General features: G+C 71.6%; 18 protein-coding genes. 7 read left to right on the top strand and 11 right to left on the bottom strand.

Going from position 1 to position 18632, the window contains the following annotated elements; translation table 11 throughout:
• Nucleotides 1–7: 7 nt before the first annotated feature.
• From ABD269_RS13565 to ABD269_RS13575, 3 genes are read left to right on the top strand one after another with little or no spacing between them, the layout of a single operon-like run.
• A complete protein-coding gene (locus ABD269_RS13565) occupies nucleotides 8–940 on the top strand; it encodes a metal ABC transporter ATP-binding protein (protein ID WP_344118097.1) in 933 nt (310 codons plus the stop codon).
• Complete coding sequence (locus tag ABD269_RS13570) at nucleotides 921–1832, top strand: metal ABC transporter permease (protein ID WP_425572887.1); 912 nt, start codon at nucleotides 921–923, stop codon at nucleotides 1830–1832. The genes ABD269_RS13565 and ABD269_RS13570 overlap by 20 nt, the downstream gene beginning before the upstream one ends.
• A complete protein-coding gene (locus ABD269_RS13575; protein WP_344118099.1) occupies nucleotides 1829–2683 on the top strand; it encodes a metal ABC transporter permease in 855 nt (284 codons plus the stop codon). Before ABD269_RS13570 ends, ABD269_RS13575 begins: the two co-directional genes overlap by 4 nt.
• Here ABD269_RS13575 and ABD269_RS13580 read toward each other — a convergent pair.
• From ABD269_RS13580 to ABD269_RS13595, 4 genes are all read right to left on the bottom strand, one after another.
• A complete protein-coding gene (locus tag ABD269_RS13580) occupies nucleotides 2680–3591 on the bottom strand; it encodes a GNAT family N-acetyltransferase (RefSeq protein ID WP_344118100.1) in 912 nt (303 codons plus the stop codon). The genes ABD269_RS13575 and ABD269_RS13580 overlap by 4 nt on opposite strands.
• Before the next feature lie 48 nt (nucleotides 3592–3639).
• Complete coding sequence (locus tag ABD269_RS13585) at nucleotides 3640–5094, bottom strand: amino acid permease (RefSeq protein WP_344118159.1); 1455 nt, start codon at nucleotides 5092–5094, stop codon at nucleotides 3640–3642.
• Nucleotides 5095–5259: 165 nt separating this feature from the next.
• Nucleotides 5260–6213 carry a hypothetical protein gene (locus ABD269_RS13590; protein WP_344118101.1) on the bottom strand — a complete coding sequence of 318 codons (954 nt, stop codon included), beginning with the start codon at nucleotides 6211–6213 and terminating at the stop codon, nucleotides 5260–5262.
• A gap of 263 nt (nucleotides 6214–6476) precedes the next feature.
• Nucleotides 6477–7742 carry an MFS transporter gene (locus ABD269_RS13595; protein WP_425572888.1) on the bottom strand — a complete coding sequence of 422 codons (1266 nt, stop codon included), beginning with the start codon at nucleotides 7740–7742 and terminating at the stop codon, nucleotides 6477–6479.
• Nucleotides 7743–7838: 96 nt separating this feature from the next.
• Between ABD269_RS13595 and ABD269_RS13600 the strand changes: the two genes are divergently transcribed.
• On the top strand, nucleotides 7839–8291 hold the full coding sequence (locus tag ABD269_RS13600) for a winged helix-turn-helix transcriptional regulator (protein ID WP_344118102.1): 453 nt from the start codon (nucleotides 7839–7841) through the stop codon (nucleotides 8289–8291).
• Nucleotides 8292–8372: 81 nt separating this feature from the next.
• Here the strand turns inward: ABD269_RS13600 and ABD269_RS13605 are convergent, their stop codons facing one another.
• On the bottom strand, nucleotides 8373–9482 hold the full coding sequence (locus ABD269_RS13605; protein ID WP_344118103.1) for an FAD-dependent monooxygenase: 1110 nt from the start codon (nucleotides 9480–9482) through the stop codon (nucleotides 8373–8375).
• A 162-nt stretch (nucleotides 9483–9644) separates the two neighbouring features.
• On the opposite strand from ABD269_RS13605, the gene ABD269_RS13610 reads away from it, so the two are divergent.
• Together ABD269_RS13610 and ABD269_RS13615 are read left to right on the top strand one after the other, a co-directional pair.
• Nucleotides 9645–10598 carry a GntR family transcriptional regulator gene (locus ABD269_RS13610; protein ID WP_344118104.1) on the top strand — a complete coding sequence of 318 codons (954 nt, stop codon included), beginning with the start codon at nucleotides 9645–9647 and terminating at the stop codon, nucleotides 10596–10598.
• 122 nt (nucleotides 10599–10720) lie between these two features.
• A complete protein-coding gene (locus ABD269_RS13615; RefSeq protein WP_344118105.1) occupies nucleotides 10721–11572 on the top strand; it encodes a hypothetical protein in 852 nt (283 codons plus the stop codon).
• Between the two features lie 27 nt (nucleotides 11573–11599).
• On the opposite strand, the gene ABD269_RS13620 is transcribed toward ABD269_RS13615, so the two are convergent.
• The 6 genes from ABD269_RS13620 to ABD269_RS13645 all read right to left on the bottom strand — a co-directional run bounded on the left by ABD269_RS13620 (nucleotide 11600) and on the right by ABD269_RS13645 (nucleotide 17393).
• Nucleotides 11600–12136: a DUF4232 domain-containing protein gene (locus ABD269_RS13620; protein WP_344118106.1), complete on the bottom strand. Its 537-nt coding sequence runs from the start codon at nucleotides 12134–12136 to the stop codon at nucleotides 11600–11602.
• Between the two features lie 183 nt (nucleotides 12137–12319).
• Nucleotides 12320–14545, bottom strand: coding sequence for a HelD family protein (locus ABD269_RS13625; RefSeq protein WP_344118161.1), 2226 nt, complete (start codon nucleotides 14543–14545; stop codon nucleotides 12320–12322).
• A gap of 179 nt (nucleotides 14546–14724) precedes the next feature.
• Nucleotides 14725–15591, bottom strand: a complete 867-nt coding sequence (locus tag ABD269_RS13630) for an ABC transporter permease (protein ID WP_344118108.1) — start codon at nucleotides 15589–15591, stop codon at nucleotides 14725–14727.
• Nucleotides 15551–16420, bottom strand: coding sequence for an ABC transporter ATP-binding protein (locus ABD269_RS13635; RefSeq protein ID WP_344118110.1), 870 nt, complete (start codon nucleotides 16418–16420; stop codon nucleotides 15551–15553). Before ABD269_RS13635 ends, ABD269_RS13630 begins: the two co-directional genes overlap by 41 nt.
• A complete protein-coding gene (locus ABD269_RS13640) occupies nucleotides 16417–16872 on the bottom strand; it encodes a MarR family winged helix-turn-helix transcriptional regulator (RefSeq protein ID WP_344118111.1) in 456 nt (151 codons plus the stop codon). The genes ABD269_RS13635 and ABD269_RS13640 overlap by 4 nt, the downstream gene beginning before the upstream one ends.
• A gap of 173 nt (nucleotides 16873–17045) precedes the next feature.
• Entirely contained in the window at nucleotides 17046–17393 is a 348-nt protein-coding gene (locus tag ABD269_RS13645; RefSeq protein WP_301890090.1) for a hypothetical protein, read from the bottom strand.
• A 223-nt stretch (nucleotides 17394–17616) separates the two neighbouring features.
• Between ABD269_RS13645 and ABD269_RS13650 the strand changes: the two genes are divergently transcribed.
• A complete protein-coding gene (locus tag ABD269_RS13650; protein ID WP_301890089.1) occupies nucleotides 17617–18630 on the top strand; it encodes an ArsR/SmtB family transcription factor in 1014 nt (337 codons plus the stop codon).
• Nucleotides 18631–18632 lie beyond the last annotated feature (2 nt).

Genomic DNA, 18632 nt, shown 5'->3' on the forward strand with positions numbered 1-18632 from the left:
CCGCGCGATGCCCACGACAGCGAAGTTCCACGACACCGGGGCCGGAAGCGGGGCTCGGCGGCCCGGGACGGCGGGCCGGGACGAGGCGCCGGGGGCCGGGAGCGAGCCGGTGCTCGACCTGCGCGACGTGGCCGTCCGCGTGGGCGGCCGCACCCTGTGGTCCGGTGTGAACGTCCGCGTCGGCGCCGGGGAGTTCACGGCCGTCCTCGGCCCGAACGGGGTCGGCAAGTCCACCATGATCAAGGTCCTGCTCGGCGCGCTGCCCGCCGCGCGGGGCGAGGTCCGGGTCCTCGGGGCCCGTCCCGGGCAGGCCAACGACCGCATCGGCTATCTGCCGCAGCGGCGCAGCTTCGACGCCTCGATGCGCATCCGCGGCATCGACGTGGTCCGCATGGGCCTGGACGGCGACCGCTGGGGCCTGCCGCTGCCGCTCCCGACCGCCCGGCGCCGGGCCGCCCGCGAGCGTGTCGCCGAAGTCGTCGAGCTGGTGGGGGCGTCGGCGTACGCGCACCGGCCCGTCGGGCAGTGCTCGGGCGGCGAGCAGCAGCGGCTGCTGATCGCCCAGGCCCTCGTCCGCCGCCCCCGGCTGGTGCTGCTGGACGAGCCCTTGGACAGCCTCGACCTGTCCCATCAGAGCGCGGTCGCCGCGCTCATAGGGCGGATCTGTCATCACGAGGGCGTGGCCGTGGTGATGGTCGCCCACGACGTGAACCCGATACTCCACCACCTCGACCGCGTGGTGTACCTGGCCGCGGGCGGGAGCGCCACCGGGACCCCGCGGGAGGTGATCACCTCCGAGACCCTGACGGGGCTCTACGGCACGCCGGTCGAGGTGCTGACCGCCTCCGACGGCAGGCTGGTGGTCGTCGGCCAGCCGGAGATACCGGCACCGCACACCGACCGGCCCGCGTCGGCAGGTGATGGCCGTGCTGTCGGCTGACATCGCTTCCCCGGCCTGGTCCTGGGACCTCGTCGGCGACTTCCGGCTGATGTGGTCGTACCCGTTCATGGTCAACGCCTTCCGCGCGGGCGCGATCGTGGCCGTGGTCTCCGCGGCCGTCGGATGGTTCGTGGTCCTGCGGCGGCAGACCTTCGCCGCCCACACCGTCTCCACCGTCGCGTTCCCCGGCGCCGCCGGGGCCGTCCTGCTCGGTGTCGGCGCGGTCTACGGCTACTTCACCCTCTGCGTCGCCGCCGCCCTGGTCATCGCCGCGCTCCGGGGCGGCGGCGACCGCGAGGAATCCGCGCTGACCGGTACAGTGCAGGCCTTCCTGCTCGCCTGCGGCTTCCTGTTCATCGCCCTGTACAAGGGGCTGTTGGGCGGACCGCAGGCGATCCTGTTCGGCACCTTCCTGGGCATCACCGCACACCAGGTGACCGTGCTGCTCGGCGTGAGCGTCGTCGTGCTCGCGGTGCTGGCGCTGATCGGGCGGCCGTTGCTGTTCGCCTCCGTCGACCCGCAGGTCGCCGCCGGACGCGGCGTCCCGGTGCGGGCGCTGTCCGTGGTCTTCCTGGTGCTGCTCGGGGCGGCGACGGCGGAGGCAGGTCAGATCACCGGCACTCTGCTGGTCTTCGCCCTGATGGTGATCCCCGCCGCCACCGCCCAGGCCGTCACCGCCCGCCCGGCCGCGAGCCTCGCCCTGGCCGTGCTGCTGGCCTGCGCCGCGACCTGGCTCGGGCTGATCGCCGCCTACTACTCGCCCTACCCGCTGGGCTTCTTCGTGACCTCGTTCGCCTTCGCCGGATATCTCCTCGCGCTGGGTCTGCGCGCGCTGCGCGGCCTGCTCGGAAGGGTCCGCGTTCCCCTGCCGGCCGAGGAGGCCGCCCGATGACCTTCCTGTCGGCGGGCTCACCGCTGTCCCAGCCGTTCTTCCAGCACGCCCTGCTCGCCGGGACATCGATCGCGGCCGCGTGCGGTCTGGTCGGCTGCTTCCTCGTGCTGCGCGCCCAGGTCTTCAGCGCCGACGCGCTCAGCCACGTCGCCTTCACCGGCGCCATGGCCGCCCTCGCCCTCGGCTACGACCTGCGCCTCGGGCTGTTCGCCGCGACGATCGCCATCGCGCTGCTCTTCGGCACCCTCGGGCGCGGGGCCCGCCCGGACGACGTCGTCATAGGCAGCGTCTTCTCCTGGATCCTCGGCCTGGGCGCCTTCCTCATCACCCTCTACACCACCTCCCGAAGCACCACCGACGGCAGTGCCGGAGTCAGTGTCCTGTTCGGGTCGATCCTCGGTATCTCCTCCGCCCACGCCGTCACCGCCGCTCTCCTCGCGGCCGGCATCTGCCTGGTGATGCTGCTCATCGCCCGGCCGCTGCTGTTTGCCACCGTCGACGAGGCCGTGGCCGCCGCCCGCGGGGTTCCCGTCCGGCTGCTCGGCCACGGCTTCCTCGCCGTGGCCGGAGCAGCCGCCGCCGAGGCCACCCAGGCGGTCGGCTCCCTGCTGCTGCTCGGCCTGCTCGCCGCGCCCGCCGGGGCCGCGATCCGCCTGACCGACCGGCCGTACCGGGCGCTCGCCCTGTCCGCCGGCCTGGCGGTGCTGGAGGTGTGGGCGGGGCTGTTCGCCTCGTACGCCATACCGGAAATGCCGCCCAGCTTCGCCATCATGGCCGCCGCGACCGCGGTCTACGCGGCCACGTTCCTGGTACGGCGGCCCACCACCCACCCGGCCACGGAAACGGTCTAGCCCAATTCGAGGCTCGTGACGCCGTAGACGCGGTCCTCGCGGGTCGGGGGTACGGGGCCCGTGTACATGCGGACCGTGTGGGAGCTGGGGGTCAGGCCGCGGGACGCGGCGAGGGCCATGGCCGCGCGGTGGGGTTCGGGGACGTCCATCAAGACCTCGTCGTGGGGGCCGAGTTGGGCGGTGAGGGCGTCGAACAGCGCTTCCGCGCCCTCGGGCGTGTCGGCGAACAGCGGGCCTATCCGGCGGCCGTCGCGCGCGGGCCGGATCACTCCGTAGCCGGTGACCCGCCCGCCGTCCAGGTGGACGCAGGCGGTGTGGCCGGGCGCGGTCAGCCAGCGGGCGAGGAAGGCGCGCCGCTCGGCGGGGAAGCACTGCCGGTCGTACGCGGCGACGGCGTCGAGGTGGGCCGCGGTGGCGGGGACGACGGCCACCGTCGCCGGGGCGGTGGCGCCGCCGGGGCGGCCCGCGTAGCGGATGGTGGTGTAGGCGGTGGCGAACCCGGCGCGCGCGTAGGTGGCTTGCTGGGCGGGGACCGCGTCCAGGCCGACCGTACGGGTTCCGGCGTGCGGGAACGCGGCGCGCCAGGTGGCCAGGCCGCGCCCCTGCCCGCGGTGGTCGGGGTGGACGAGGTAGTAGCCGAGGAAGGCGTAGTCCGGGGAGTAGGTGACGACCGAGACCGCGGAGACGATCCGGTCGCCGAGGCGACCGACGAAGAAGCCGGCCGGGTCGGTGGGGTGGAAGCAGGCGAGGTCGCCGGTGCCGGGGTTCCATCCTTCCGCGGCGGCCCACTCCGCGACGAGGTGCCAGTCGTCGAGCGTCGCCCGGGTGACGGTGAAGGTGTCGGGGGCGCCGGGCGCGGGGGTCTCGTCGGAGGTGCGCGGGTGCGGGAGTCGGCCGAGGGGGTTCATGCGGGTTGTTCGTTCCTTCCCGAAAAGGTGACGGAGGGGGCGGAGAGGTCAGATGAGGTCCATCGCGGCGACCTCGTCGGGCCGTCCGTAGCTGACGGGCCCTTGGAAGCGGCGGCGGGCGCTGGCGAACCACCAGACGGTGGCGATCAGCAGGACGGCACCGAGCGCGATCGGCGCGTAGTTGAAGGAGGTGACGGTGAGCGGGGAGGCCTGGGGCAGCATGAACAGCACGTTGCTGATCACGATCCAGGCCACAGCGACGCGCGCGATGGGCTTGCCGTAGCGCCCGAGGTTCCAGGGGCCGGGCTCGAAGCCGTCGCCCAGCCGCAGGCGCAGGAAGATGGGGACGCCGTAGGCGAGGAAGAGGCCGACGACGTTGACGCTGACGACGGCGGTGAACGCGGTGTGGGACCACCAGCCGGGCAGGACCAGCACCAGGGGGCAGACGGCGGCGAGCCACACGGCCTTGACGGGGGTGCGGGTGCGCGAGGAGACCGAGTGCCACCAGCGGGAGCCGGGCATCGCCCCGTCCCGGGAGAAGGCGAAGATCTGGCGGGTGTTGCTGGTCATGTTGGCGAGGCCGCAGAAGAGCATGGCGCCGATCACGATCAACAGGAGCAGTCTGGCGGTGCCCATGCCGAGCGCGTCGACGAGGATCTGCACCGGGGGCGCCGACGCGCTCGCTTCACCGTCGTAGTCGCGGATCGCGTAGACCAGGGCCAGCATCAGGATCAGTCCGGTGAGCGCGGAGCAGACGATGGCGCGCATGATGCCGCGGGGCGCGTTGACGGTCGCTTTGACGGTCTCCTCGGACATATGGAAACTGCCGTCGAATCCGGTGAAGGTCCAGCTGGTGACGAGCAGCCCGAGCATTCCGCCGTAGATCGCGCTGTCGAATCCGGTGTTGTTGACGAAATGGGTCGCGTACGAGAGCGGTTGGTGCTGGTCGGGGGTCACCGTGAGCGTCACGACGATCACGACCATGCCGATCAGCAGCCACCATACGGAGATCCGGTTCACCACGGCGACGAGCTGGACCGTATAGGTGTTGGCGAGCGCCTGGAGCAGCAGGATCACGGCGGTGATGCCGACGGTGTGCCGGGGGTCGGGGTCGTAGGAGGGCCACTGCATGGCGATGAAGGCCTGGATGAAGGTGGCGGCCGCGTAGTTGGTGGCGGCCGTGCCGCCCACCTGTCCCACGAAATTGAGCCAGCCCGTGTACCAGGACCAGGCGCCGCGGTGCCGCTTGGCGAGTTTGCCCGCGGAGAAATACAGGGCGCCGCTGGTCGGGTAGGCGGAGGCGATTTCCCCCATGGCGGCGCCGACGAAGAGCACCATGACGGACACGCCGATCCAGCCGAACACGAGAATCCGCGGGCCGCCGGCCGTCATTCCGAATCCGAAGGAGGAGAAGATTCCGGAAATGATATTGATGATCGTGAAGGATATCGCGAAATTGTCGAAGGCCCGGAACCGGCGGGTCAGTTTCCGCGGGTAGCCCATGGCGTGCAGCGTCGCGTCGTCGTCCAGGGCGAGGGGCGCCGTTTGACGGCGGGCTCTCATGCGGACGAGGAATGCGGGTTCGGGCACAGCCACAGCCTTTCTGATGGATTGACGGTACAGCCGCCGGGGTCGCACCGGACGGCTCGATCCGGGGCGCCGGGACGGTCAGGCGGCGGGGACGGGAAGTCCGCAGAGGCGTCTGACGCGGGTCAGTTGCTCCTCGGGATCGCCGAACGCACTCCAGGGCATCCGGGAAGCGTACGGGCCCATGGCCGTGAGGACGGCACGCGCCTCGTCCTCACGGTGCGACATGAACAGCGCGTGCGCCAGATAGGCGAGGTCCAGCACCGGGGTGAAGCGATAGCCCGCCACGTGCGGGAACCAGTTCTCGTAGACCCCCATGGCCGTTGTCCGCCACTGGTGTTGCTCCCAGGTGCGGTGCGCCAGCGGAGCGGCCGGGTCGTGGTCCTGGACCAGGGTCACCAGCGGGAGCAGGCGCAACGGTGAGGAAGCGGGTGCCCGTTGACCGAGGAACGCGGCCACGTCCCACGCCGCGTTCGCCGAACCGCCGTGCCGGCTGAAGAAGAACGCCAGAAAGCGGTGGTGCGCCTCGCGGTGCCAGGGATCGAGACGGAGAATGCGCGCCAGCAGTGCCCACGGACCCGGCGGCGCGGTGAGAAGGCCGCGCGGGGCGGGGTCGCGGGTCCGGTGATAGCGGGCCAGCGTCAGCTTCGCGACCAGGGGCGTGGGATCCGCCGGTGACATTTCCGCGGCGCGTTCGCATGCCGCCAGCGCGATACGCCCGAGGACGACGGCGCGCCGGTCGCGCCCGTCGGCGGCGCGCAGCGCCCTCAGCACCGCCACGCGCGCCCAGAGCAACGCGGCCTCCGCGCCCGGCTCTTCGGCGAGCCAGCGCTCCGCCAGATCGGAATCCGCCGCTTCCGACGCGAGTACCGACGACCGGTGGGCCCGCAATCCGAAATCCTCCCGCGCTTCTTCCAGTACGTCGTGTGCGCTCAGGTATCGCCCTGCCCGTACGTCCACGCAGGCGCGCGCCAGTCGATGGTCCCCGGCCGCCGGATGCCAGACGTACTGCCCCTCGAATAATCCAGCGGTCATGCTCTCCTGCCGATCCTGCCGACGACACCGCCCATGCCGAACTCGGCCCGCAACTCTCCCCCGGCCCCTCGGCAGCACGCCACACCCTACTCAGCATCAAGTCGAAACGGAACGGGTCATCCGAATTACCTGGTTCAGCGGCATTTTCCAGGCTCTTCGGAGTTGCGCTCGGGCTCTCGCCTTTCATCGATTTCGAGTAGACCGCTGGCATATGCCACTCGAATCGCCGCGAACACCCGGGATCTGACATCCGGTGAGAGCACTCAGGCTTCGCTGCGAGTGGCCGCGTCGGCGGTGGGGTCGGGGGTGCTGTTCCGGGTGAACGCCCACAGCACGAGCCCGAGGCAGCTGAACGTGGCGCCCAGTGCGCATACGGCGCCCCAGCCGGCCACCGTGTAGAGGGAGGTCGCGGCGATGGCGCCGGTGGCGCTGCCGATCGAGTAGAACACCATGTATCCGCCGATCAGCCGGCTGCCCGCCTCCGGGTGCAGTGCGTAGATCAGGGTCTGGTTGGTGACATGGACCGCCTGCACGGCGAGGTCGAGCAGGATCACACCGGCGACCAGGGCCCAGAGCGAGCTGCGGGTGAAGGCCAGGGGCAGCCACGAGACGGCGAGCAGCACCAGGGCGATGCCGGTGGTCCGGCGGGAGAGTCCGCGGTCGTTCAGGCGGCCCGCGACGGTCGCGGCCAGGGCTCCGGCGGCGCCGATCAGGCCCAGCGCTCCGATCGCGCTGTGGGACAGGAAGTACGGGGCCTCGCTGAGCGGCAGCGCGATGCTGCTCCACAGGGTGCTGAAGGCGGCGAAGATCAGCAGACCGAACAGGGCCCGGATCCGCAGCAGTCGCTCCTGCGCGAACAGGGTGACCGTGGAGCGCAGGAGCTGTCCGTAGCGCAGGGTCGTCGACGGAGCGTCAGCGTGACGGGGCAGCACCCGGTACAGGACCAGCGCGAGCAGAGCGGTGAGCGATGCCGAGGCGAGGTAGACGGAGCGCCAGCCCGCGAGATCGGCCATGAGGCCGGATGCGGTGCGGGCGAGCAGGATTCCGATGACCACGCCGCTGGTGACCAGACCGACGACCCGTCCGCGCCCGGCGGGAGGGGCCAGTGACGCCGCGAAGGCCACCAGCGTCTGCGTGACGACCGCGAGGAGTCCCGTCGCGGCCATGCCCGCGAGCAGAACCGCCGCCGTGCGGGCGGTGGCCACCACGGCCAGGGCCACCACCAGGAGCAGCAACTGGGCCACGATGAGCCGTCTGCGGTCGGCCACGTCGCCCAGCGGCACGAGGAAGAAGAGTCCCAGTCCGTATCCGATGTGCGTGAGGGTGACCACGCTGCCGACCAGTGCCGGGCTCATGGCGAGGTCGTGGCCCATGGTCACCAGGAGCGGCTGGGAGAAATAGACGTTGGCCACGGCGGCCCCGCAGGCGACGGCGAACAGGATGACGACGCCACGGGATGGGACGACCGCCGAGCCCTCCCCCCTTCGGGCCTCGGTTCGTCGTGACACAGCCTCACTGTTGCCGGGCATCGGCACCCCTCCGCACATCTGGTTTCATCTTGCTACCAGTGGTGACGGTAACTTTCTTGGTAGCATGTTGCAACCGTTGTGAGAGTGAGGGACGCCATGGTGACCAGAACGCGCTTCGACGACAGCGAATGCCCCGTCGCCCGGTCGGTGGACGCGATCGGCGACTGGTGGTCCCTGCTGATCGTGCGGGACGCCTTCGACGGAAGCCGGCGCTTCGGGGAGTTCCAGCGCAGCCTCGGCGTGGCGAAGAACATCCTCACCACGCGTCTGCGCACCCTGGTCGCCGGCGGTGTCCTCGAATCCGTCCCCGCCTCGGACGGCAGCGCCTACCGGGAGTACGTACTGACTCCGAAGGGCGAGGCGCTCTTCCCCGTCATCGTGGCACTGCGGCAGTGGGGCGAACAGAACTTCTTCGCCCCCGGCGAACCGCACTCGGAGCTGGTCGACCGCCGGCAGGGGCATCGTCTGCGCGCACTGGAAGTGCTGTCCGCGGACGGGCGACGGCTGCACCCCGACGACACCACCGTCCACAAGATCTCCACCCCGTGACGCGAGCCGGTCGGCAGGGTGCCCTCAGCGGCACCGGGCAACTCACCCACGGACCGGCCCCGTCCGACAGGGCCGAGCACATCACCCGTCAAGAGACATCGCGTTCTTCGCCCGGTCCAAGGCCCCCTCAGGAGCCGCCCCGCCGGAGTTCTCGGCGGCGAGTGCCTGGTTGAGGTCGGCGAAGGGGCGCATGCGTTCCTCGTAGCGCGCGAAGGCGGTGTGGTGGTCGCCGTCCGCCTCGGCGAGCTCGTCGGCCAGTACGTACGCGCCGACCAGGGCCAGGCTGGTGCCCTGGCCGGAGAGTGGGGACGGGCAGTGGGCCGCGTCGCCGATCAGTGTCGCGCGGCCGGTGGACCAGCGGTCCATGTGGATCTGTGCCATCGCGTCGAAGTAGAAGTCGGGGGCCGTCCACATGGCCTCGAGCAGCTTCGGGGTGTCGCCGCCAAGGCCGGCCATCCGGTCGGCGAGGAGCGACTTCTGCTGCTCGGTGTCGCGGTGGTCGTAGTCGATCCGGTCGGACATGAAGCCCAGGGTGGCCCTGAGCTCGGTGTTGTCGCGCGCCGGATAGACGCAGCAGGTCCCGGCAGCGCCCTGGAGCCACACCTGCCAGTCGTCCAGGCCAAGGAAGTTGTCGGTGGTGAAGACCGCCAGGTGGGAGCCGAGGTGGCGGATGAACTGCCCCTCCTCACCGAAGGCCAGGTGCCGCACCTTGGAGTGCAGGCCGTCGGCGCCGACGACGAGGTCGAAGGTCCGGGGCCGGCCATGCTCGAAGCGGGCGTGGATGCCGTCCCGGTCCTGCTCCAGGGCGGTCAGGGAGTCGCCGAAGAGGAACTCGACGTCGTCGCCCAGGCGCCGGTGGAGCAGGTGCGTGAGGTCCTCGCGCAGCAGCTCGATGTCGTCGCTGTCGAGGCGGCCGCTGCTGTACGTCATCTCGGTGGAGCGCCAGAGTTCGTTGCCGTCGCCGTCGAGCATCGACATCCCGCGCATCGTGGTGCGGGCCTTCCGCGCCTCCGCCAGGAGGCCCATCCGGTCGAGGACGTCGAGCGCGACGCCGCGGACGTCGATCGCCTGGCCGCCCGGGCGGACCCCGGGGGCGCGTTCGAGCACGGTCGGCGCGAAGCCGTGGTGCCGCAGCCGGTGGGCGAGGGTGAGCCCGGCGACGCCGGCGCCGGAGATGAGAACGGTCTTCACGGGGACTCCTCAGTACGGTGTACGCCCTGAATGTACGCCGTACGCGCAGACTGGAACAAGGGCCATTTTTCCTCCTGCACTAGGTCAGATACAGCTGGTCCGGCCATCCTTCCTGCTAGCCTCTGCGCTAGTACAGCCCCGGAAGCAGGGAGAAAGAGGCAGATGACCGCGCACACCACCCCGCCCTATCTGCGCATCGCCGCCGAGATCCGGCGCCGCATCGTCGACGGCGAGCTGGCCCCCGGCGACCGGGTTCCCTCGACGCGCCGGATCGCCGAGGAATGGGGCGTCGCGCTGGCCACCGCCACGAAGGCGCTGACCGCGCTGCGCCAGGAGGGGCTGGTGCGGGCACAGGAGCGCGTGGGCACCGTGGTGGCGGGCCCGCCGCGTCGCGCCGCACCGGCCCGCCCTCGTACGGCCGCCGCACCGGAGCGCGAGCTGACGCGTGAGCGCATCGTGCGCACCGCCATCGAGATCGCCGACGCGGAAGGGCTGGCCGCGCTGTCCATGCGGGGGGTGGCGGCGCGTCTGGGCGCGGCAACCATGTCGCCTTACCGCTATGTGAACAGCAAGGACGACCTCGTGCTGCTGATGGCCGACACGGTGCTCGGCCAACTGCCGCGCCCTTCCCGGGCCCCCGCCGCCTGGAGGGCCCGGCTGGAGCTGGGCGCCCGGTCGCTCTGGGCGGTGCACCGCGCGCATCCCTGGCTGGCGCAGATCGGGCCGCTCACCCGCCCGTTGATGCTGCCCAACCTGATGACCTATTCGGAGCTGATGCTGAGCGGGCTCGACGGGCACGGTCTCGACCCGACCACCATGCTCAATCTGAACGTCCTCCTCTACAGCCACGTCCAGGGGCTCGCCGTGCAGTTGGAGCGCGAGGCCCAGGCCCAGAGCGTCACGGGGCTCTCGGAAGACGAGTGGATGGACACCCAGACCTCCGCTCTCGCGGCACTCACCGCGTCCGGTGACTACCCGACGTTCACCCGGGTCATCACCGCGATCACGGAGACCGGCTACGACCTGCACCTCGACGAGCTCTTCGAGATCGGCCTCACGTCGATGCTCGACGGCATGGCCGTCCTCATCGAGGGCCGCCGCGCGAAGGCTCCGTAAGACACACAGGCATGGCTGAAATTCGCTGCTTCTGCCGCAAATTGAGCATCGACGCGTGGTTGTTGTCACTGCCATCATGGGCGGCTGATCCTTACCGAGGCCCCGACAGACAGGAATCACCCATGCTCAGACGGTTGTGCACGTTCGTCGCGACCCTGGCGGTCATCTGGACCATGGCCGTGGGCACCGCCACCGCCCAGGCCGAGCCGGGGAAGCGCGTCTACAACGCCATGCAGATCGTCTTCAGCCCGTCCCAGCCGGATGCCTTCTGCACGATCGGCGCGGTGGGCGGCGACAAGTACGGGCACAAAATAGCCATATCGGCGGGCCACTGCATCAACGCCCCGACCTACGCGGACCGTGACATCCACGAGGACGTCATCCCCGTCTATCACCGGCAGGACCTCGCGTTCGGTCCGATCGGGTACGTGCGGTACTTCAAGGACCGCGAGGGATCGATGACGGGCCACCCGACCAAGGACTACATGATCATCGAGCTGGTGGCGGGGGTGACACCCTCCTCGCAGGGGCCGCTCCTGAAGCAGACCGGCGAGCTGGAGGTCCCCGGCGGGCGCGTCAGCCCGAACGCCCTCAGCCCCGCGCTCGACAACGAGCGGCTGCTCGGTGCCGACCTGTTCAACAACAACGAGCTCGTCGTGTCGGGCCAGCTGGGCATCTGGTACGGGCGCGTCACGAACAACTCCAACGGCATCTACCAGTCCCACGCACAGCACAAGGCCGGCGACTCGGGCGGGCCGGCCATCTGGCACGTGCCGGGCAGCGAGTACCCCTCCCAGGCCAACGGCTTCCACGCCTCGGGCCCTTGGGCCGGCATCACCAAGGCGATCGTCCTCGGGATTCCGCCGTACGTGTACACCAGCTCGGCGAACATCCTCGCCGACCTGCGCGCCCGGGACACCGCCACCCCCGCCGGCGTCTACGGCGCGGGCTTCAAGGTGACCGCCAACCCGTGACCACCGGCCTGTGAGCCGCCGGGTGCGTCACTCGCGTACGGGCACGGTGTTCGCCACCGCCGTGACGTGGAGTTCGCCGTTGTCGACGAGGTCACCGAGCTCGATGGTGCGGTAGGACGTGGCCGCCGGCGGGGTCACCCGCAGGTAGGCCGCCTGGCGCGCCGCGCTGCCGGAGTGGGTCCAGGCGACGACGGCCTGGGCCGTGCCACCGGGCTGGACGCGTACGACCTTGTTGCCCGGGTCGTCGGCGTACCAGGTGTTGCCCCGGATCGCGTGCGCGGACAGCTCCTCGTGCTGCGCGTTCTCCAGCCCCAGGCCCGGATATCCCCGCAGGGCGCACTCCCGGCCGCCGGTGTTCCTGAACTCCAGCGTGCCCCCTGCGTGGTTCATCCCGCCGCCGAGGCGGTTGTGGAACGAAACGCTCAGATCCGAGGCCGCGCAGGTCGCGAGCCCGGCCCCGGCCGTCGGCGCCTCCTGGGCGACGGCTCCGGTGGTGAGTCCGGCGCTCAGCACGACGGCGGCGGCTCCGGTGAGGGCGAGTTTCGCGTTCATGCGGGGTATCACGGTGCGCTCCTTCGTACGGGGTGCGATGCGACCTGATCAAGGTCACGGGCCCGTCTACCCCCAGGGCGTCCGTTCGAAAACGCGAGGATCGACAACCGGCCACGCGCGGCCGCGTCCGACGCGGTGGCTTCCGCCGCTCCCGGCAGGGCTCGCCCCCCGCGCGAGCCCTGCCGGTCGGTGCGGTCAGTCCTCCCGTACGGCCAGGGACTCCAGGCCGCCCGGCAGCGCGGTCGTGTGGACGACGCCCAGCCGCTGGGTCGGCCGGGTGAGCGCGACATAGAGGTCGCTCACCCCGAACTCCGCGGGTTCCGCCACGATCACCGTGTCGAATTCCAGGCCCTTGGCCTGCCGTGGGTCGAGCAGGACGACCGGGCTGGTCAGGTCCGGGGCGGGGCCGGTGGAGGCGGCGGGGAGGGCGGCGGACAGGGCCGCGTGGTGGGCGCGCGGGGCGATCACCGCGAGGCGGGCTCCGCCGTGGGCCTCCCGGGCGACGGCGTCGGCGACCGCGCGGGGCAGGTCCCCGGTGCGGTGCGCCCAGGGCCGTACGCCCGTGGAGCGGACCGAGCTCGGCGGCGCGAAGGAGGGGTCCGCGGACCGGATCACCGCCGCCGCGACCTCCATGATCTCGGCGGGGGTGCGGTAGTTGACGCCGAGCCTGACGTGTTCCCAGCGGTCGCCGACGAACGGCGGGAGGATCGCCTCCCACGCGCCGCAGCCGCCCGGCTCCGCGGTCTGTGCCGGGTCGCCGACCAGGGTCATCGAGCGGGTCGGGCAGCGGCGCATCAGCAGCCGCCACATCATGGCGGACAGCTCCTGCGCCTCGTCCACGATGATGTGGCCGAACGCCCAGGTGCGGTCGGCAGCGGCGCGCTCGGCGGCGCTGCGGTGGTCGACCTCCTCGTGCCGGTCGGCGAGCCGTTCGGCGTCGACCAGGTCGTGGGCGGCGAGCACCTCCGAGTCCTCGTCCTCGCGCTCCTCGAACTCCTGGGTGCGGGAGCCGTAGGAGAGGTCGAGCACGCCCTGTGCGTAGGCGATGCGCTCCTGGCGCTCGGCCTCGGCGGCGGCGCGGACGGCCGAGTCGTCCTCGCCGAGGAGTTCGGCGGCCTCGTCCAGGAGCGGGACGTCCGCGGGGGTCCAGGGGCCGCCCGCGCGGCGGATCGCGGCCGCGTCGGCGTCCGGGAGGTGGACGGGGTCGGCGAGGAAGTCGGCGACCAGCTCCTGCGGGGTGAGGAGCGGCCACAACTCGTCGATGGCGGAGCGGACTTCCGCGCTGGCCGCGACGGCCTTGCCGAGCTGGGCGATGTCGTCGGGGCCGAGGAGGTTCGGCCCGCCGTACGGATCCGCGCCGATGCGGTCGGCCAGCTGGGCCGTCAGCGCGTCGATGACGCGGAACGCGAAGTACGGGCGGGCGAGGTTGTGCGGCAGGCCGGTGGCGCGCGCCCGGCTCCGGGCCTCGTCCGCGATGGCCGCGTCCAGCCGCAGCTCGCCGTCCTCGTGGTCGATGACCCGCACGGGGTCGGGCAGAGTTTGGCGGTCCGCCACGAAGCAGGCCAGGGCGTCGGCCATCGCGGCGGCGCCCTTGACCTCGGCGGCGCGGGCGGTGTCGGTGCCGGTCGCGGTCACGCCCGGGAAGAGCTCGCCGGGCGTGGCGAGCAGGACGCCCGTCTCGCCGAGCGAGGGCAGCACCTCGCCGATGTAGCCGAGGAACGCCGGGTTGGGCCCGACGATCAGCACGGCGCGGCGGGCCAGTTGCTCCCGGTGGGCGTACAGCAGGAAGGCCGCGCGGTGCAGGGCCACCACGGTCTTCCCGGTGCCCGGGCCGCCTTCGACGACGAGGACGCCGTGGTGGGGCGCCCGGATGATCCGGTCCTGTTCGGCCTGGATGGTCTGCACGATGTCGTGCATCCGGCCGGTGCGTGCCGCGTCGAGCGCGGCGAGCAGCACGGCGTCCGCGTCGGCGCCCTCGTGTCCGGTGCGTTCGGCGTCGGCGAGGTCCAGGATCTCGTCGTGCAGGGCGGTGACCCGGGGGCCTTCGGTGGTGATGTGGCGCCTGCGGCGCAGCCCCATCGGGGTGTGGCCGGTGGCGAGGTAGAAGGGGCGTGCGACCTCGGCCCGCCAGTCGACGACCAGCGGGGTGCGGTCGGCGTCGTCGCGGCGCATGCCGATCCGGCCGATGTGGTGGTCGCGGCCGTCACGGAAGGCGAGGCGGCCGAAGCAGAGGCCGTTCTCGCCGGCGTTGAAGGCGGCGAGCAGGCCGGACCGTTCGGCCACGAGCACGTCGCGCTCCAGGCGGGCCTGGAGGGTGTTCCCCTTCGGCGACAGCGCCGCCTTCACCGCCGCTTCGGCTTCGCTGCGCAGTTCGGCGAGGCGTCCGTGGAGCAGATCGATGAATTCCTGCTCGCGGCGCATTTCCTCGTTTGACAATTCGACTCCCGCCCGGATATGATGCACTCATAAAGCTTCTCCACGCCCCGAGTTGATCGGGATGCGGAATTTTCCAATATACGCAGAGAAATACCCCGGCCGTCAATACGGTCCGGGGTATTTCTTTTTCCGAGCGGCCGGGCGGGCGCCCGGGGAGGCCGCCGTCAGCGGGCCAGCCGGCCCAGCAGGGAGGCCGCGGCGGCGATGCCGAGGAGCGCCGCGAAGGTGAGGACGGCGAAGTCGACGGCGAGATGGGCGGGCGTGCCGATGAGCAGGCCGCGCAGGGCGTCCACCTCGTAGCTGAGCGGGTTGACCATGCTGACGGCCTTGAGCCAGCCCGGCATCACCGCGACGGGGTAGAGCGCGTTGGAGCCGAAGAAGAGCGGCATGGTGATGGCCTGGCCGATGCCCATCAGGCGGTCGCGGGTCAGGACGATCCCGGCGATCGACATGGACAGGCAGGAGAAGAAGGCCGAGCCGAGCAGCACCACCACGACGACGCCCAGCAGTTTCAGCGGGTTCCAGGACAGGGCGACGCCCAGCACCGCGGCGAGCGCGATGACGACCACGGCCTGGATCAGCGCCTTCAGGCCCGCGGCGAAGGCCTTGCCGGTGACCAGGGCCGCCCGGGGCGTGGGGGTCACCAGCAGTTTGGTCAGGACCCCGGAGTCCCGCTCCCAGATGATCATGATGCCGTAGAAGATGGCGATGAACATCGCCGACTGCGCGATGATCCCGGGCGCGAGGTAGTCCAGATACGGGACGTTCCCGGTGGGGATGGCGCGGATCCGGGTGAAGGTCTCGCCGAAGATCAGCAGCCACAGGGCGGGCTGGACGGCCCGGGTGTAGAGCTCCGTGCGGTCGTGGCGGAGCTTCTGCAGCTCCACCGCGCACATGGCCCAGGTACGGGCCGGAATCACCCGCCAGCCCGCGCGCGGGCGGGGCGGCGTCAGCAGCAGGGCGAAGTGCTGGTCCGACAGGGCGGTGGCGTCAGCCGACGCGGGAGGCGGTGCGGCGGGTGCGGCGGACATCGCGGAACTCCCCTCGCTGCTCGTCGGCGCCGGGCTCCTCCAGTCCGCTCCCGGCGTGGTGCCGGAAGACGTCCTCCAGGGTCGGGGGGCCGGTGTCCTCCCCGCCCGCTTCCCGGCGGAGGGTGACCAGCGCGCTCTTGAGCTCCTCCGGGGTGCCGAGCGCGCGGATCTTCCCTCGGTGCATCAGGGCCACGCGGTCGCAGCGCCGGTCGGCCTCCTCCATGGAGTGGGTGGTGACCAGCACCGTCATGCCCGTGCCGGCGCGTATTCGGTTGATGCGGTCCCACACGCTGTCCCGGGCGATCGGGTCCAGGCCGACGGTCGGCTCGTCCAGGATCATCAGCCGGGGCGCGCTGACCAGGGCCTGCGCCAGCTCCAGCCGACGGACCATGCCGCCGGAGTACGTGGCCACCAGGCGGCCCGCGACGTCGGCGAGGCCGACCGCCTCCAGCGCCTGCGCCACGCGGGCGGGGCGCTCGCGGCGGGGCGCGTCGAAGACCCGGGCGAAGAGCGCGACATTTTCCCGGCCGGTCAGGGTGCCGTCGGCGGACAGCTGCTGCGGGACGTAGCCGAGCAGGCGCCGCACCGCCATCTTCTGGCGGGCCGCGTCGTGCCCGAAGACCTCGACGGCCCCGGGCGGTACGGGCAGCAGGGTGGTGATCGCCCGCATGGTGGTGGTCTTGCCCGCGCCGTTGGGGCCGAGAAGGCCGAAGACCTCTCCGGGGGTGACGGAGAGGTCCAGCCCGTCGACGGCGGTGACGTGGCCGAAGGCGTAGTGCAGTCCGGTGCAGCGGACCGCGGGGGCGGGGGTGCGTACGGATGCGGTCATGGTGCCTCCCCGGTGTCGCGGAGCGACTGGGCGAGCCTTCGCAGGGCGGGCATCGCCGCGGCCAGGGCAGCCTGGTCCTCGGCCGCGAGGGTCCGCACCCGCGCGTGGAAGAGCGCGGTGCGCCGGGCGTCCCAGGACCGTAGCCGCTCCCGGCAGGCGGGGGTCGGATACAGCATGGCGACGCGGCCGTCGCGCGGGTCGGCCTCGCGGCGCAGCAGCCCGGCCTTGACCAGCTGATTGACCAGGGTGCTGACCGAATTGGCCGCCAGATAGAGCTCTTTGGCGGCGGCGGAGACCCCGATGCCGGGGCGCTCCGTGACGACCCGCAGGAGCTCGGCCTGGGCACCGCGCAGGCGCGGCTTCGTCAGCCCGGCCCACAGTCTGCGCCGGACCAGTCGATGGATACCCGTCAGGACTCCGGCGAGATCGTCGGAGAGGCCGTCTGCGCTCACCCTTCCAGCCTACCTCTGTATGAGAGGTATTGAAGGGGGCGGAACGGCCCCGGACACCACGGTCGCGGTGGCACCGGGCGGACCCCGGTGGGGGCGCCGCCGCCCCCGTACGCGTCGGCGGCGTCCCCGCCGGTGGGCCGTGCCCGTGCCGGTCGGAAGGTGACGCTAATCGGTCAGATGGTGACGCAGACGTCCTCGATGGCCCGGCCGTCCCGCTCCAGGCCACCGCAGACGAGCGAGTTGTTCTGCTCGTAGCCCACGTTCCACTTGTAGGAGGAGGCATTCACGCGGCCGCTGCGGAACTCGCCCCAGTAGGCGCGCAGGGTGCCGGGGACGCCGTCCTTGGTGTAGACGGTGATGTCCTGGACGAACTTGTTCTGGTGGGCGGTCATCACACAGACGTAGGTGCCGCAGTTGCCGTCGACCTTGGCAGGTGCCGCGTTCGCGGGTGCCGCGGCCAGGGCGCCGAGGGCGGTGAGACCGGCGGCCGTGGTGACGACGCGTCGCACGATGGCGTTCATGGGAAGCCTCTTCTTTCTGTACGGCCCACCGCCTGTGGCGGGCCCCCGTTTTCCGTGAACAGCAGCCTCTTATTCCGCTCGGGTTCGGATCAACATTTTCAATCTGGGCCAAAAAACGGCAATAGCCGTTCAGTGGGCAACCCTTGGAGCGGACCGCGGCGTCCGTGTGCTCAGGGAAGTCAGCCGTTCCCCGAGGGCGCAAGAGGGGAAGAGGGGGCAAGCGGTGCTGCGTATCCACTTCACCAGCGAGGACCTGGCCAGGACCCGGATCGCCACGGAACCGGATGTGCTGTGGGAGATGCTGCTGAGCATGCATATGGCGCAGTCGGTCGCGACCGGACCGGCCGCCGCGGATTTCCTGCGCTGGCGGGCCGCGGTCCGCCCTCGGCTCACCGCGGAAATACCGCACCGGGCCGTGCTGCTGGGGAAGTTGGCGCCACCGATCGGATATTCCGCGGACTTCCTCACCCCCACGGCCGGGTCGGCCGACATCGATTCCGCCGTCGACGCCGTCCTCGCCACACCGCGGCACCGGCTCGGCCGCGATATCGGCCGGCTCGCCGTCGCGCGGGGGCCGGTGGACAGCCGGCTCGCCCGGCTCGCCGAGGGCGACACGGAGGCGCTCGGCGCGCTGGGGCAGACGCTGCGCGCGTACCACCGGCTGGCGCTCGCCCCGTACTGGCAGCACGTGACGCGGCAGATCGCGGCCGACCGCGCGGAGCGCATGGCGGCACTGGCGGAAGGGGGCACGGAGCGGCTGCTGCTCGGGCTGCACCCGGCCGCGCGGTGGGAGCCGCCGGTGCTCTCGCTGGCCTATCCGCTGTCCCAGGATCTCTTCCTCGACGGGCGGGGCGTGACGCTCGTGCCCTCGTTCTTCTGCTGGGGCGCGCCCATCACGTTGAGAGAGCCGGGGGCCGTCCCCGTCCTCGTCCACCCCATCGCCCGCCGGACCGGCTGGATGGACGGCCACCTCCTCGGCCGCACGGTCCCGGCAGGCCTGGTGACGCTGGTCGGCCGCACCCGTGCGCAGGTGCTCTACGAGGTGATACACGGCTGCGGCACAGGCGAGCTGGCACAGCGCGTGGGCATCTCCAACGCGTCGGCCAGCCAGCACGCGACGGTGCTGCGGCACGCGGGACTGATCGTCACCCGCCGCTCGGGCAACACCGTGCACCACTCCCCCACGGCGCTCGGCAGGGCGCTGCTGGACGGCGACGCGCCACGGGCCGCGAGGTGACG

The sequence above is a fragment of the Streptomyces blastmyceticus genome, assembly GCF_039521185.1.
Taxonomy (GTDB): Bacteria; Actinomycetota; Actinomycetes; order Streptomycetales; family Streptomycetaceae; genus Streptomyces; species Streptomyces blastmyceticus.